13 protein-coding genes are annotated in these 15,981 nt (G+C 60.7%); 11 read left to right on the top strand and 2 right to left on the bottom strand.

All coding sequences use genetic code 11. From position 1 onward, the window contains the following. The first annotated feature begins 67 nt into the window (after positions 1-67). The 7 genes from C4J92_RS15595 (at position 68) to C4J92_RS15565 (ending at position 7,527) form a co-directional block, all read left to right on the top strand. Positions 68-1,810, top strand: coding sequence for an ABC transporter substrate-binding protein (locus C4J92_RS15595; RefSeq protein ID WP_124363236.1), 1,743 nt, complete (start codon positions 68-70; stop codon positions 1,808-1,810). A gap of 259 nt (positions 1,811-2,069) precedes the next feature. Beyond that, positions 2,070-2,264, top strand: coding sequence for a stability determinant (locus tag C4J92_RS15590; RefSeq protein WP_124404511.1), 195 nt, complete (start codon positions 2,070-2,072; stop codon positions 2,262-2,264). Beyond that, on the top strand, positions 2,264-2,539 hold the full coding sequence (locus C4J92_RS15585) for a type II toxin-antitoxin system RelE/ParE family toxin (protein ID WP_124404510.1): 276 nt from the start codon (positions 2,264-2,266) through the stop codon (positions 2,537-2,539). The genes C4J92_RS15590 and C4J92_RS15585 overlap by 1 nt, the downstream gene beginning before the upstream one ends. A 202-nt stretch (positions 2,540-2,741) precedes the next feature. After that, a complete protein-coding gene (locus C4J92_RS15580) occupies positions 2,742-4,121 on the top strand; it encodes an iron-containing redox enzyme family protein (RefSeq protein WP_124404509.1) in 1,380 nt (459 codons plus the stop codon). A 10-nt stretch (positions 4,122-4,131) separates the two neighbouring features. Further along, positions 4,132-5,076, top strand: coding sequence for a class I SAM-dependent methyltransferase (locus tag C4J92_RS15575; RefSeq protein WP_124404508.1), 945 nt, complete (start codon positions 4,132-4,134; stop codon positions 5,074-5,076). 6 nt (positions 5,077-5,082) lie between these two features. Then, positions 5,083-6,222: a carboxylate-amine ligase gene (locus tag C4J92_RS15570; protein WP_124404507.1), complete on the top strand. Its 1,140-nt coding sequence runs from the start codon at positions 5,083-5,085 to the stop codon at positions 6,220-6,222. Positions 6,223-6,282: 60 nt separating this feature from the next. Then, positions 6,283-7,527 (top strand): zinc-dependent alcohol dehydrogenase, encoded by a 1,245-nt coding sequence (locus C4J92_RS15565; protein WP_124404506.1) that lies wholly within the window; start codon positions 6,283-6,285, stop codon positions 7,525-7,527. Positions 7,528-7,648: 121 nt separating this feature from the next. On the opposite strand, the gene C4J92_RS15560 is transcribed toward C4J92_RS15565, so the two are convergent. After that, positions 7,649-8,080: a hypothetical protein gene (locus tag C4J92_RS15560; RefSeq protein WP_124404505.1), complete on the bottom strand. Its 432-nt coding sequence runs from the start codon at positions 8,078-8,080 to the stop codon at positions 7,649-7,651. 109 nt (positions 8,081-8,189) lie between these two features. Continuing rightward, positions 8,190-8,978 carry a helix-turn-helix domain-containing protein gene (locus tag C4J92_RS15555; RefSeq protein WP_124367360.1) on the bottom strand — a complete coding sequence of 263 codons (789 nt, stop codon included), beginning with the start codon at positions 8,976-8,978 and terminating at the stop codon, positions 8,190-8,192. Positions 8,979-9,063: 85 nt separating this feature from the next. On the opposite strand from C4J92_RS15555, the gene C4J92_RS15550 reads away from it, so the two are divergent. The 4 genes from C4J92_RS15550 (at position 9,064) to C4J92_RS15535 (ending at position 15,783) form a co-directional block, all read left to right on the top strand. Then, positions 9,064-10,062 (top strand): bile acid:sodium symporter family protein, encoded by a 999-nt coding sequence (locus C4J92_RS15550; protein WP_124371025.1) that lies wholly within the window; start codon positions 9,064-9,066, stop codon positions 10,060-10,062. 120 nt (positions 10,063-10,182) lie between these two features. After that, positions 10,183-11,391 carry an EAL domain-containing protein gene (locus C4J92_RS15545; RefSeq protein WP_124404504.1) on the top strand — a complete coding sequence of 403 codons (1,209 nt, stop codon included), beginning with the start codon at positions 10,183-10,185 and terminating at the stop codon, positions 11,389-11,391. Positions 11,392-11,521: 130 nt separating this feature from the next. Then, positions 11,522-12,148, top strand: a complete 627-nt coding sequence (locus C4J92_RS15540) for a response regulator transcription factor (protein ID WP_124404503.1) — start codon at positions 11,522-11,524, stop codon at positions 12,146-12,148. Beyond that, complete coding sequence (locus C4J92_RS15535; RefSeq protein WP_124404502.1) at positions 12,148-15,783, top strand: transporter substrate-binding domain-containing protein; 3,636 nt, start codon at positions 12,148-12,150, stop codon at positions 15,781-15,783. Before C4J92_RS15540 ends, C4J92_RS15535 begins: the two co-directional genes overlap by 1 nt. Positions 15,784-15,981 lie beyond the last annotated feature (198 nt).

The following is a 15,981-nucleotide window of genomic DNA, read 5'->3' as shown; positions in this document are numbered from 1 at the left end:
GAGCAAGCTCGCTCCTACAAGAGAGGGGTGTCTGCGAGTCCCGTCTGAAAATAACCAGGAGGTCTCTATGTTGAATAAAAACAATAAGCTGCGACATAGCATTTCATTGGCCGCCGTACTGGCCCTCAGTGGTTTGAGCGCTACGGCCTGGGCCGATGCGTATGAAGATGCCGCGAAAAAATGGATCGGCAGCGAGTTCAAGCCGTCCACCCTCACGGCCGAACAGCAATTGGAGGAGTTGAAGTGGTTTATCAAGGCCTCGGAGCCGTTCCGTGGGATGAAGATCAACGTGGTGTCGGAAACCCTCACCACCCACGAGTATGAATCCAAGGTGCTGGCCAAGGCCTTCAGCGAAATCACCGGGATCAAGCTGACCCACGACCTGCTGCAGGAAGGCGACGTGGTGGAAAAGCTGCAAACCCAGATGCAGTCCGACAAGAATATCTATGACGGCTGGGTCAACGACTCGGACCTGATCGGTACGCACTTTCGCTACGGCAAAACCGAGTCCATCACCGACCTGATGGCCAACGAAGGCAAGGACTTCACCTCGCCGACCCTGGACCTCAAGGACTTTATCGGCCTGTCCTTCACCACCGCCCCGGACGGCAAAATCTACCAGTTGCCCGACCAGCAGTTCGCCAACCTTTACTGGTTCCGCGCCGACTGGTTCGAGCGCCCGGAGCTGAAAGCCAAGTTCAAGGAAAAGTACGGCTATGACCTCGGCGTGCCGGTGAACTGGTCGGCCTATGAAGACATCGCCAAATTCTTCAGCGAAGACGTCAAGGAAATCGACGGCAAGCGCATTTACGGGCACATGGACTACGGCAAGAAAGACCCATCCCTGGGCTGGCGCTTCACCGATGCCTGGTTCTCCATGGCCGGTGGCGGCGACAAGGGCTTGCCCAACGGCTTGCCGGTGGACGAGTGGGGCATTCGCGTGGAGGACTGCCACCCAGTGGGCTCCAGCGTCACCCGTGGCGGTGACACCAACGGCCCGGCCGCGGTATTTGCCACGCAGAAATACGTGGACTGGATGAAAGCCTACGCGCCACCGGAAGCGGCGGGCATGACCTTCTCCGAATCCGGCCCGGTGCCATCCCAGGGCAACATCGCCCAACAAATCTTCTGGTACACCGCGTTTACCGCCGACATGGTCAAGCCGGGCTTGCCGGTGGTGAATGCCGACGGTACGCCGAAATGGCGCATGGCGCCGTCACCGGTCGGACCTTACTGGGAAAAGGGCATGAAAAAGGGCTATCAGGACGTAGGATCCTGGACCTTCCTCAAGTCGACGCCGGAAAAACAGAAACTCGCGGCCTGGCTCTACGCGCAGTTCGTGACCTCGAAAACCGTGTCGCTGAAGAAAACCATCGTCGGCCTGACGCCGATTCGTGAGTCCGATATCAACTCCCAGGCCATGACCGACATGGCCCCCAAACTCGGTGGCCTGGTGGAGTTCTACCGCAGCCCGGCCCGCACCGAGTGGTCGCCGACCGGCACCAACGTGCCGGACTACCCACGCCTGGCGCAACTGTGGTGGAGCAACATCGCGGCCGCCGCCAGCGGCGAGAAAACCCCGCAACAGGCCCTGGACAACCTGGCCAAGGAACAGGACGCGATCATGACGCGCCTGGAGCGCTCCAAGGTGCAACCGGTGTGCGGCCCGAAAATGAACCCCGAGCGTGACGCGCAATACTGGTTCGACCAGCCAGGCGCGCCGAAGCCGAAACTGGCGAACGAGAAGCCTAAAGGCGAGACCGTGAACTACAACGACCTGCTCAAGCAGTGGGAGGCGGCGCGTAAGTAACAGGGCTTCGAAAACCCTGGATGCGCTGAGTACCAGTGTGGGAGGGGGCTTGCCCCCGATAGCGGTTTGTCAGTGATCAATGCATTCACTGATCCACCGCTATCGGGGGCAAGCCCCTCCCACATCACTTGGGTCAGAACGGAGCCGTGTGTGCCATTTTTCATCTTGCGGGTAAGCTCACCTGCATTTCATCTGGTGGTTCAAGACAGCTTCCAGGGTTGCGGCTAAACTGCTGAGCATTCATCCAGGAGGTGACCTGATGGCAGTTCCACTTTCCCCAATTGTTTCGGAGTTTGAAACTGAAGAGCAGGCGAGTAGCCATGATCTCTGGTTTCGTAAAAAAGTCGAAAAAAGCCTGACCAATCCTGGCCCCGGTGTGCCCCATGATGAAGTCATGGCGAGGGTTGAAGCGATCATTCAGGAAGCGGAGCGTCAACAGAGGGCTAAAGCCTGATGCTGTCCGTTGTTTGGCTTGATGAAGCCATCAGCGACCTGATTGAAATCGTGACTTTTATCGCAGCACAAAATCCTGGTGCTGCACGACGCCTCAAGATTCGGCTTGAAGGTGCGCCTTTACCACTGACAGAACATCCTTACTTGTATCCAAACGGTCGTGTGCCGGGGACTCGCGAGGTCGTCGTTCACCCGAATTATGTGTTGGTGTATCGAGTGACCGCAGAGCGGATCGAGATCGTCAACGTTTTGCACGCCCGGCAGGAATACCCCTGACGCTCTGCGGCACCTCAAATTTCATCTGTAAGAGGCGCCGCCAGCCCGGACATCGCGACCGCTTATCCCCCCTTTTACAACCTCATTTGAATTTTCTGCACATTCCGATGCTCTGCATTCCATAAGCGTGTGGTTTGAAGCGCTTTTGCGGGGCCGCCTTGCCGGGTGGCCCGTTGTAACGGACTTTGCGGAAACTGCCACCATGACACTCCTCACTGCGCTGTCGGGCCAACCGGCCTCTCTCACCGACTCGGCCCGTGGCCGGCATCAACGGGTGTATCAACAGCTGTATGGCGAAGCTCCAGGCGCGGCGGTATTGGCGCGTGAGTACCTGCAGGATCAGCTGGCGCACGTAGAAGACACCGCTTGCGACCTGCCCGACGTGCCCGAGCAGTTGCTGGCCTGGGTCGAACAGCGTTGCGCCGTCGTGGCCCAGGCCTATGCCGAGTATCTGGAGCAACGCCAGCAGGGCCGGCCGCGTCGCTATTTCCAGAACAAGGCGCACGCGTTGTATGTGCTGCAGCGGGTTGCTCCGACCAAACAGGTCGACGGCGCCTGGCTCTACGGCCTGCTGCGCTATTGGCAGGACCAGCGCTTCGACGGCCTGCTGACCACCTACCTTGAAGAGTTGGGCGACGGCGAAGCCGCACAGAACCACGTGGTGATCTATCGCAAGCTGCTCAGTGAGCACGATGCCGACAGCGAGGCGGGGCTTGAGGACGGCCACTATTTGCAAGGCGCCCTGCAGTTGGCCCTGGGCCTGTGCGCCGACGAGTTCTTGCCGGAAGTCATCGGTTACAACCTGGGTTACGAGCAGTTGCCACTGCACCTGCTGATTACGTCATACGAACTCAGTGAGCTGGGCATCGACCCCTATTACTTCACGCTCCACGTGACCATCGACAACGCCAGCAGCGGCCACGCCAGCAAAGCCGCGCAATCGGTGTTGAACCTGCTGCCGCTGGGCGAGGGCAGGGAGGCGTTCTACCGTCGCGTCGCGGCCGGGTATCGCCTCAACGATCTCGGCCCAGGCACCACGGCGGTCATCGCAGATTTCGATCTGCAGGAAGAAGTGGTGGCCATGCTCGAACGCAAGCGCACCTTTGGCCAGCACATGCATTCGGACTACTGCCGCTTCGAAGGCAAGACCGTCAACCAATGGCTGGCCAAGCCCGGCCAGATCGGAGACTTTCTCCGGGCGATGGAAGAAAAGGGCTGGATCAAGCGCAACCAGGACCCCGCCGAGAGCCGTTTCTGGCAGTTGATCGAGGGGGCAGGGGCGGCGATGTTCGGCGTGTTCAGCGGGTATGAAAAACAGGTGCTGCACGACTGGATCGCCGGTGACTGGATCAGCAGCCAGCGCGTGCCGCCGGTTCGGCCGGGCCGTGGCAGCCGTTTCTCCCGCGAGCAGCATCGCCCTGCGGATCCTGACACCCAGGCCCTGGTGGATTCGTTATGGAACTTGCCCGATGACCAGCAGCTCACCGCGCTGATCCCGTGGATGTCAGCGCGACGCCACTGCAGTCCCGCCGGGTTGTACGCCACCCGCCGCTTTATCCAACTGCGCGCACGCCTGCGCTAAGGAAACATCCATGTCTGCACAACAACTGGCTGACCGCGCCCTGCTGCACCTCGGCCGAGGTTTGAAGGAGAGCGGTTACCGTTTTATCACGCCGACACCGCTGACCCACGAGCGCGTGTACCGGCGCCTTGGCACGCCCTTGGCGATGAGTATGCGTGACGTATTCGGCTGGTCGATGCCGTTCGACAACGAGCTGTTGCCCGAGGCATTTCGTGACGAGTTGCAGCAGGCCGAGGTGATCGAAAAACACGACGCGCTGTGGCGCAGCAGTGTGCGCTGGTCGAGCCTGGATGACCTGTTGTTTGCCCATTCGCCGTTTCCCACCGTCGAGGCGGACGCGGTGTTTTTCGGCCCCGACAGCTATCGATTCGCCCAGGTTATCCAAGCCCATCTGCAGCAGCGTTTTGAACCGCTCAAGCGTGCGGTGGACATCGGTTGCGGGGCGGGGGTCGGCGCGCTGGTCATCGCCCATGCGCGGCACGACGCCGAGGTGCTGGCGGTGGATATCAATCCCCGTGCGCTGCGCTTGACTGCGGTGAATGCCGAGCTGGCCGGCCTGGCGAATGTCAGTGTATACCAGAGTGATGTGCTGACCAGCGTCGACGGCGAATTCGACCTGATCGTCGCCAACCCGCCGTATATGAATGACGACCGCCAGCGCGCCTATCGCCACGGTGGTGGCGCGTTGGGCGAACAGCTGTCCGTGCGCATCGTCAGCGAATCGCTCCCGCGCCTCGCCATTGGCGGCAGCCTGGTGTTGTATACCGGCGTGGCCATGGTGGCGGGCGGCGATGCGTTTCTGGAGGCGGTCAAGCCGCTGCTGACCAGCGACGCCTATGGCTGGACCTACCGTGAACTGGACCCCGACGTGTTCGGCGAAGAACTCGATAAACCCGGTTATGAACGCGTCGAGCGGATCGCTGTGGTTGCACTCACCGTTACGCGCCTGCGCTGAACGCTCATGCTCACCTTCGGTATCGAAGAGGAGTATTTCATCACTGACCTGCACACGCGCCAGATGCTCGCCGCACCCTCGGCAACCGTAATCGCGGCCTGCCGGGAGGCTATCGGCGAGGGCTTCACCCATGAAATGTTCCAGGGCCAGATAGAGGCCGCCTCACCAGTGTTTCACTGCGGCGAGGAGGCGGCCCACTACTTAGCAACGGTGCGCCGCGACCTGGCGCGGGCCTTGGCCAACTTCGGCCTGGGCGTGGTGTGCGCGGGCAGCCATCCCTTGGCCGATTGGCGTGAGCAACGGCCCACCGACCACGGGCATTTCCGGCAGTTATTCGAGGACGTGCAGTACGTGGCGCGGCGCAGTGTGTTGTGTGGCTTGCACGTGCATGTCGAGGTCCCGGCACGGGTCGACCGCATCGCGGTGATGAACGAGGTGTCGCCCTGGCTGCCGTTACTGCTGTTGTTCAGCTGCTCCTCACCCTTCTGGAACGGCGCGCCCACGGGCTTCATGAGCTACCGCCAGGCCGCTTGCGATGAGTGGCCGCGCATGGGTGTGCCGGAGCATTTTGCCGACTGGGACGAGTACCAGCGCTACTTGGCAATGTTGCAGCGCATGGGCGCGATCGAAGCCGATGGCAACGGCTGGTGGGGCATTCGCCCGGCGGCTCGCTATCCCACCCTTGAACTGCGCATGACCGATGCATGCCCGCGGCTGGAAGATGGCCTGGCCCTGGCGACGTTATTTCGGGTGATGGTCAGCCATGCCTGCGCGATGCGGCAGCCCGGTGCGGGCTTCACCTCCGAGACGCGTTGGCTGCTCAAGGAAAACCGCTGGCAAGCCAAGCGCTTTGGCGCAGCCGGCACCTTTGCGCTGGACGCCTCAGGCGCCCTTTGCAGCGCGCACCAGTGGTTGCAACGTGCTTGCCAGAGGTTCGCCGACACGGCCGACGCCTTGGGTGAAGGCCAGCTCTTCGACAGCCTGCATAGGTTACTGCGGCGCGGTAACAGTGCAACCGAGCAGCTGCATTGGTACGCGCAGGCGCGCAGCGCGGGTGTCGATGCGTCGGGCGGCCTGCGCCGCGTGGTAGATGGGCTGCTTGCCCAGAGTCGCGGCGACCATTTATCGGTTGCCGCAGCAGGTTGAGGGAACACTGGGCACTGCATGCGCCCTTAACTAATAAGCCCAACCACAGGAGAGCAGAGCATGCGCGCGATGACCTACCAAGGCGCCCACAAAGTCCAGGTCGATACGGTACCTGACCCGATCATTGAACAACCCGACGACATCATTTTGCGCGTCACCGCCACGGCGATCTGCGGTTCGGATTTGCACCTGTACCGAGGCAAGATCCCGACCGTGGAGCATGGCGATATCTTCGGGCACGAGTTCATGGGCATCGTCGAAGAAACCGGCCCGGCCGTGACGGCGGTGCAGCGCGGTGACCGCGTGGTGATTCCCTTCGTGATTGCCTGTGGCGACTGTTTTTTCTGCCAGCTGCAGCAATACGCCGCCTGCGAAACCACCAACGACGGGCGCGGTGCAATCCTGAATAAAAAGGCGATCCCGCCGGGGGCCGCGCTGTTCGGCTATAGCCGCCTGTATGGCGGCATTCCCGGTGGCCAGGCCGAGCTGGTGCGCGTGCCCAAGGCCAACGCCGGGCCGTTCAAGGTGCCCGGTGTGCTGGCGGATGAAAAGGTGTTGTTCCTTTCCGACATCCTGCCCACCGCCTGGCAGGCGGTGACCAACGCCGGTATCGGCAAAGGCTCGAGCGTGGCGATCTATGGTGCTGGCCCGGTGGGCTTGCTCAGCGCGGCGTGCGCGCAGATGCTCGGCGCCGAACAGATTTTCATGGTCGACGACCATCCCTATCGATTGGCCTACGCGCAAAAGATGTACGGCGTGATCCCGATCAACTTCGAAGAGGATGATGACCCCGCTGACACCATCATCCGCCAGACCGCCGGCATGCGCGGTGTCGATGGCGTAGTGGATGCGGTGGGTTTCGAAGCCAAGGGCAGCACCACCGAAACGATCCTCACCACCTTGAAGATCGAAGGCAGCAGCGGCAAGGCCCTGCGCCAATGCATCGCCGCCGTGCGCCGCGGTGGCGTGGTCAGCGTGGCCGGGGTGTATGCCGGCTTTATTCACGGCTTCATGTTTGGCGACGCGTTCGACAAGGGCCTGACCTTCAAGATGGGCCAGACCCACGTGCAGCGCTTCCTGCCGGAGCTGCTGGAGCACATCGAACTGGGCCACCTGAATCCGGAAGCGATCATCACCCACCGGCTATCGCTGGAACAGGCGGCGCGCGGCTATGAGCTGTTCGATAAGTGCGAGGACGAGTGCCGCAAAGTGATTCTGGTGCCGGGGGGCAGCGATCGGCCGCTGACCGAGCCGTTGGAAGAACTGACGCCTGAGACCCGCATGCAAGGCGTTCCCGGTTTTTAACCTGCCGAATGCACAACCCATGTGGGAGGGGGCTTGCTCCCGATAGCGGTGGGCCAGCTAAGTAATAGGTAGCTGACACACCGCCATCGGGGGCAAGCCCCCTCCCACATTTAATGTGAACTCAAGTCAAAGCCTGTGGCTGAATGTGCAATTGGCCATCCAGGTCCTTGACCAATCCGCTGGCCAGCAGCAGTGGCGCCACGCGCTTGTGCAACTGTGGCTCGACAAATTCCTTCACCGTCTCCAGCACCAGCACGCCGCTGAGCGGCAACTCCGCTTTGGTGTAGGACAACCAGGCTTTCTTCAGCACCATCACCACATCGCTGCCCGCCGTGGAGGCGAAGCGGCGGTGCGTGGGCTTGCCGTCGAAATTGAAGGTGTGCTGAAACGCGTAACCGGTCTCATCGCCGCCGCTGGCGCTGCAGCGGATGCAGGTGCACGGGCCGTCGCCGAAAGCGCTGCGCAGGTAGGCGTTGAAGTCCACCACGGGCTTGAGTGACAGGCGCTTATCAACCTCGAACAGGTCCCCGGTCATTTTTTCGTCAGTGTTCAACGTCCATTTCCTCGCAAGTCGGTAGCGGTCTTTCAAAGCGCGGCACAATACCAGCCGAGCGCGTGTTTGGGGATTATTTGAACGTGGCGCTTGGTTAACTGGACAACGCTCAGCGAAAAAATTCACCGGGCGTGGCCTCGAACTGCTGGCGAAACGCGTTGATGAACGCCGACGTCGATTCATAACCACAGCCCAACGCCACATCCGTCACCCGTTCACCTTGCTCCAGGGCGGGCAGGGCGCTCAACAGTCGCAGGCGTTGGCGCCACGCGCGAAACGTCAGCCCTGTGTCGCGCACAAACAAACGGCTGAGGGTCTTTTCGCTCACCCCCAGCTTGCGGCTCCACTCGCCCAGGGTGGTCTGCTGTTCCGGATGCAGGTTCAGGCTGCGGTAAATCTGGCGCAGGCGCGGGTCATGGGGCAAGGGCAGCATCAAATCCACATGGGGTGCTGCAGCGAGCTGGTCCAACACCACTTGGGCCAGGCGGCCGTCGGGGCCATCCTCGGCATATTCCACGGGCAGTTCGCTGAAGCTGCGGATCAATTCGCGCAACAAATTGCTCACCGCCAGCACCTGGCAGCGCTCGGCTGCCCAGGCGGTCACGCGGCAATCGAGGTAAAGGCTGCGCATTTCCGTATGGGGCGAGCTATAAACGCGATGGGGCATGCCCGCCGGAATCCACACCGCACGCTGCGGTGGCGCAACGAAGCGGCCGGCGCTGGTCTGAATCTCCAGCACCCCGGAAATCGCATACGACAACTGCACCCAGGGATGGCTGTGCCGCCGCGTCAGTGCGCGGTTGGGCAAGGATTCGGTGCGCCCATACACCGGTCGTGGCAGGCTGGACAGCCCGGGTACGCTGCGGCGGACGGTTTTTTCGTGTCCTTTAGGCGGCATTTACTGGCTCATTGGCGTTAGTCGGTAACAGGTCGTTACGTTAGAGTCGCCAAGATGCTCTTGGCAACCCCTGGAAGATTTGCTTATGACCCGTCCACGTTTCCTGCCCGACAACTTCACCCTGACGCTGATCGCCACGGTGATCCTCGCCTCCTTGCTGCCGGCCAGCGGCCAGACCGCCGTGGCCTTCGGCTGGGTCACCAACCTCGCCATCGCGCTGCTGTTTTTCCTCCACGGTGCCAAGCTGTCACGCCAGGCCATCGTCGCCGGGGCCGGGCACTGGCGTCTGCACCTGCTGGTGTTCAGCCTGACCTTCGTGCTGTTTCCACTGCTCGGCCTGGCGCTCAAGCCGCTGCTGTCACCGCTGATCGGCAACGAGCTGTACATGGGCATGCTTTATCTCTGCGCGCTGCCGGCCACCGTGCAATCGGCGATTGCCTTCACCTCCCTGGCGCGCGGCAACATCCCGGCGGCGATCTGCAGCGCGGCGGCCTCGAGCCTGTTCGGGATCTTCTTGACGCCGTTGCTGGTGACCCTGCTGCTTGATGTGCACGGCGATGGCGGCTCCACCGTCGACGCGATCCTGAAGATCAGCGTGCAGTTGCTGCTGCCGTTCGTCGCCGGCCAAATCGCTCGGCGCTGGATCGGCGACTGGGTGGGCCGCAATAAAGCCTGGCTCAAATTCGTCGACCAGGGCTCGATCTTGCTGGTGGTGTACGGCGCCTTCAGCGAAGCGGTCAACGAAGGCATCTGGCACCAGATTCCGCTGTGGGAACTGGGCGGGCTGGTGGTGGCGTGCTGCGTGTTGCTGGCCCTGGTGCTGGTGGCCTCCGCGCTGCTGGGCAAGGCGTTCGGCTTTAACCAGGAAGACCGCATCACCATCCTGTTCTGCGGTTCGAAGAAAAGCCTGGCCACCGGCGTGCCCATGGCCCAGGTGCTGTTCGCCGGGGCGACCATGGGCGTGCTGATCCTGCCGCTGATGCTGTTTCACCAGATCCAATTGATGGTGTGCGCGGCGTTGGCCCAGCGCTATGCAAATCGACCGGAAAGCATTCCTGAGTTGATGAGGCAGGTGGATCCGTGAGTCAGCTTTATGCATAGCTCTGGGAAATTTCCTACAAGGTGGTGGGACGCTTCCCTCACTGATTCAAATGGCTTCCCGCCACTATGACCGCCTTCGCTTCTGCCAGGTGGTTGATTAAAAATGGCCCATCCCCGCGTACTGGTTCTGGAAAGCCAACGATTTCAACGCAGCGTGCTGGTCAAGATGCTTGATCGGTTGGGCTTGCAGGAGGTACGCCAGGCCAGTAATGCCAAACAAGCCATGGCGCAGTTGCACGCGTGCGGGGGCGTTGATGTTGTGCTCTGTGATCTGGCCGACAGGAGCCTGGACTGCCTGGAGTTCCTGCGTTGCGCCAGGCAGGCAGGGCTGGTACAGGCGGTAGCTTTATGCAGCGAGCTGCGCCCGGAGCTGCGACGCGCACTCGCCCAAATGCGTTCTCTCTCGGGCCTGCAGATGCTTGGCGTGTTGAGCCAGCCCCTTCAATTGCGTGCCCTGCGCCATTTACTGCACCGTTCTTGGCGACGGCGCCTGCCGCCGGTGCGCCTACCAGTACCCAGGGCGTTGCCCAGTGAGCAGGAGATCCATCAGGGCCTGGCGCTGGGGGAGTTTCGCGCCTGGTACCAGCCCAAATTCATGCTAGGTACCGGGCAACTGGCCGGCGTGGAAGCGTTGGTGCGCTGGGAGCATCCCACCAGAGGCGTATTGTTGCCCGCGCAGTTTCTGGCGGCTGTCTTGGCCTACGACCTGATCGACCCGATGTTCAAGCAACTTCTGGAGCAAGGTCTTAACCTTCTCGGCATGCTGCGCCGTCAACAGATCCAGCTCGAACTGGCCTTCAACCTGCATGCCTCGCAATTGCTCGACGACCAATTGCTGCTGCATATCCAGCAGGCTTTGCTCCGCCACGGGTTTCCCGGCACCACGTTGCTGTTCGAGTTGGCGGAAAACGGCTTGCTGGACCTCTCACCGCGCCTTCAGGAAAACTTGTTGCGCCTGCGCCTGTTGGGCTGCAGCCTGTCCATCGATGACTTCGGCACGGGCTTTTCATCGCTCAAACTGCTTTGCCAGCTTCCATTCAATCAACTCAAGCTCGACGGTGCGTTCGTTCGTCATGTCGACGAACCTCACAGTCGGGCCATGGTTGCCAGCACCCTGGCACTCGCGCGTTCGCTGGACATGAGCCTGGTGATCGAGGGAATTGGCACCCAGCGCAGTCATGAAGGTGTGCTGGCCCTGGGCTGCGAGATCGGTCAGGGGTTTTACCTGGCGCGGCCGATGGCAGGGTATCGACTGCTGCCGTGGCTTGAAGCGCACTTTGCCAGCCAGCGTACGCAAAGCGATTTCTCCTGATATCCCGAGATACTTCCTACACTTGAACCACGCTCGTGTAGTTTGAACGGCGTATCACCGAACAGCGGTCCCACTTACGCGACGGACATATGTGTCATCGGCTTCGCCGGTGTGTCTTCCAGAGGTAGTTATGTTTAAAGCGCTAGTTGTGGACGATCATCCGTTCATTCGCTCATCGGTCAAAATGCTGTTGAAGCAGGAGCATTTTGACGTTGTGGCCGAAGCGGACAATGGGGCGGACGCGGTGCAGATGGCGCGTGAATTCGAGCCGGATCTGATCGTGCTGGATATTGCCATGCCGAAGCTGGATGGGCTGGAGGTGATCGCGCGTATCTGCGCGCTGGGCCTCAAGTGCAAGATCCTGGTACTGACCTCGCAGTCGCCGCTGTTCTATTCGATGCGCTGCATGAAGGCGGGTGCCGCCGGCTATCTCTCCAAGACCAACGATCTGGATGAATTGAACAAGGCCATCAAGGCAGTGATGGGGGGCTATACCTTCTTCCCGAACCTGGCAGGCAGCTCAGTGCGTCGCAGCGATAGCGAAGTCACCGATCTGGAGTTGATCCAAAGCCTTTCCGATCGTGAACTGACGATCCTGCAACGCTTGTCCCAGGGCCTGAGCAACAAAGAAATCGGCGATTCGATGCTGCTCAGTAACAAGACCATCAGCACTTACAAAACGCGTTTGATCGAAAAGCTCAACGTTAAATCAGTGGTATACCTCGCTGATTTTGCCAAACGCAATAATCTGGTTTGATGAGTACTGACTTGCGTACATGGATCGCCGCAGCGGCATTGGGCATGACCCTGAACGGCACGGTGCTGGCGGAATTGCGGGCAGATACTTTCCAGGTGCTGGGACGTTCCCATGTCGATGGCTACAGTGCAGCGCTCGCCGAGGCTGACTGGAGCTGGTTGCGTGGCAAGGATGTGCTGATCCTGGGGGATTCCGCGCCGGACTATGCACCCCTGGGCATGGCCAGTAATGACCGCGATTATGAAGGCATGACGGCTGACTATGCGCAGTTGCTGAGCGAGCTGTTGCGTGTTCGGGTGCAGGTGCGCCGATTCGCCTCCCGCGCCGAGGTGATCGAGGCGCTCAAGCGTGGCGAAGTAGACTTCCTAGGGGTCGCCAATGGATATGAAGCCGCCGATGCCGGGCTGCTGTTGTCGACGGCCTATGCCGAGGACATGCCGACGCTGGTCACCCGACTGGGCGACAGCAGCGCACTGATGCCGGACCTGGCCGGCAAGAAAATCGCGATGTTGTATCACTACCTGTCACCCGAGGCCGTCAAAGCGTTTTACCCCAAGGCCACCTTGCAGTTGTTTCCCTCGACCCTGAGCGCAATTGGTGCAGTGGCCTTCGGGAACGCCGACGTGTATTTGGGCGATGCCATCAGCGCAAATTTCCTGATCAGCAAAAACTACCTCAATAACGTGCAACTGGCGGATTTTTCCCAGATCGAAGCCAGCAACTTTGCGTTTGCCGTACCGCAGACGGGCACACGCTTGCTACGCATCCTCAATACCGCATTGGCGGCGATTCCGATCAGTGAGCGTATGAATATTCTGCGCCGGTGGAGTGCCGGTGGTGCCAGCATGCCCGGGCGTGCTGTCTTGCATTTCAGTGCTGGCGAACAACGCTGGATGGGCGCGCACCCGGTATTGCGTGTCGTGGTGGACGACAGTTATCTACCGCTGTCGTTTTTCAATGAACAGGGCGAGTTCCGCGGAATCAGCGCGGACGTCCTGGCCAAGGTATCGCTGCGTACCGGCTTGAAGTTCGAAGTACGGCGCGCGTATTCGGTGGCAAATATGCTCGACAGCGTTCGTGATAACGAGGCCGACCTGCTGATCACCTTGACGCCGAGTACCGAGCGCGAGGGTTTGCTGCGTTTTACCCGGCCGTACTTGAACACCCCCTACGTGCTGGTCAGTGCCATTGATTCTTCCAGCCCGGGCACCCTGGATGACATGGCGGGCAAACGGCTGGCGGTGATCCACGGCAACCCCGTGCGCGACCTGCTCATCGAGCAATACCCCAAGGTGCAGATAGTGGATGCACGCAACGCCCAGGACGCGATGGCGCTGGTGGCCAATGGACAAGCGGAGGCTGCGATCAATTCGCTGATCATTGCTCGATACATGATTTCCCGCCAATACCGCGATCAACTGCGCATTATCAGCACCGTGGGTACGCAACTGGCTCGCACGGCGTTCGCCACCCCGCGCGGCGCCTTGGAATTGTATTCGATCCTGGAGAAAGCCCTGCTCAGCATCCCGCCTGAAGAGCTCGATGAGGTCACAAACCGGTGGCGCAGCGAAATCGCGGTAGATGACAGTTATTGGCTGCGCAACCGTACAGTGATTCTCCAGGCGTTCGCCCTGGCGGCGTTGCTGTTGCTCGCGGCCGTGGTTTGGATTGCTTACTTGCGGCGGCTGATACACACGCGCAGGCAGGCTGAAATAGCGCTCAATGACCAGTTGGAATTCATGCGTGTACTGATCGATGGCACGCCCCATCCTATTTATGTGCGTGATCGTCACGCGCGGTTGGTGCTGTGTAACAGCGGTTATCTGAGCGTCTTTGGCGTGGATCGCGAGGCTGTCATTGGTAAGACGGTGGTGGACGGCGTCCTCAGTGACCCAAAAGAGGCGGCGGCCTACCATGAAGAATATCTGCAAGCCATGGAAGATGGCATGCCCCGCGTACAGGACCGTAGCCTGACCATGGGGCCCGATCAATTGCTGACGATCTACCACTGGATGCTGCCGTACCGGGGCAGCAATGGCGAGGTCAGCGGCATGATCGGTGGCTGGATCGATATCAGCGAGCGCCAGCACCTGCTGCAAGCCCTGCGGGAAGCGAAGGAGCATGCAGACGATGCCAATCGTGCCAAGACCACGTTCCTGGCGACCATGAGCCATGAAATCCGCACGCCGATGAACGCCGTCATCGGCATGTTGGAACTGGCACAAAAAAAAGCCGATCAGGGCTATATGGACCGTGTCTCCATCGAGGTCGCCTCCGGCGCCGCTCGCGGACTACTGGACCTGATCGGCGATATCCTCGATATCGCCCGCATCGAATCAGGCCGCCTGTCCCTGGCCCCGCAGCGAGCCAACCTGCTGGAGTTGGTGGAGTCGGTAGCGCGCATCTTCGAAGGGCTGGCGCGGCAAAAGCAACTGCGCCTGATTCTTGATCTGGACACCAGACTTAACCGCCAGGTACTGGTAGACCCGCTGCGGTTCAAGCAGATCGTTTCGAACCTGCTGAGCAACGCGATCAAGTTTACCGCGCAAGGCCATGTGCGTTTACAGGTCAGCGCCGAGCCAAGCCTCAACGACGAGCGTCTCGCACTGTGCCTGCGCGTAGAGGACACGGGCAGCGGCATTTCCATCGATGACCAGCAGCGCTTGTTCCACCCATTCAGCCAGGCCTCGGACCAAGGACAGTCAGCTCGCAGTGGTTCGGGACTGGGTTTGGTGATCAGCCGTACGCTCTGCGAGATGATGGGGGGCAGCCTGACCTTGAGCAGTGAGCTGACGCAGGGTACCCAGGTAGAGGTGCGTGTCGGTCTGCCAACGCTGGTGCCGGTCGACGAACCTTCGCCTCCTCGCACATTGTCATCGGCGCCGACCCAGGCGCTGAGCGTGTTGGTGATCGACGATTACCCGGCCAATCGGTTGTTGTTATCCCAGCAATTGAGCTACCTCGGACATCGCGTGAGCGATGCTGAAGACGGCGCCCATGGGCTGCGGGCCTGGCGTCACCAGCATTTTGATGTGGTGATTACCGATTGCAGCATGCCGATCATGAATGGCTATGAACTGGCCCGCGCCATTCGTGATGAAGAGCGTAGCAGGGGGCTTGCCCCGGCGATGATTCTCGGGTTGACCGCCAACGCTCAACCTGAGGAGAAAGACCGTTGCCTGGAGGCCGGGATGGATGACTGCCTGTTCAAGCCCATCAGCCTCAATGACCTCAACGCACGGTTGGCATCACGGGTGCCCGCCGCTGCGGTACCGGCAGAGCAGTGCGCCACTGCGACCATCGAGGGTATAGACGTGACCAGTCTTGAACAACTCAGCCGGGGTGACGCTGCTGGCGTGCGCAGCCTGCTGCAGGATCTGGCGACCAGCAATGCCCAGGATATGACCCGGTTGATCCAGTTGTTTACCCAGCATGACCTGATCGGTTTGAGCGATCTGGCACATCGCGTCAAGGGCGGTGCGAAGATTATCCAGGCGCACTGGTTGGTCGACTGCTGCGAGGTATTGGAAATAGCCTGCAAAGGCCTGAATTCCGCAGTGCTGACCGAGGCAGTGGATGCTTTGCAGCAAGCCATGGAAGGGCTGGAGCAACGCCTGGACGCCTATCTGGGCTGAAGAACGTGCCAGGCCGAAAAGACCGCATCCCTCGATGCGGTTTTTTTATGGACGAACCAGCTTGGGGTGGTTTTTTGGCGTGGGAAATTTCCTACGTGTCCAAGGGATCGGTACTACAGGTGGGGTGTGCTGATACGCGGAAGATGCACCTGTCGCACAAGACAGCCGTTGAGTGTGTTGCACAGTCGCTAAGGCGCC

Origin of the sequence: Pseudomonas sp. R3-18-08 (assembly GCF_003852065.1) — a bacterium.
Lineage (GTDB): Bacteria > Pseudomonadota > Gammaproteobacteria > Pseudomonadales > Pseudomonadaceae > Aquipseudomonas.
Note: the sequence above shows the minus strand (reverse complement) of the source record. Positions and strands in the feature narration are given on the sequence as shown.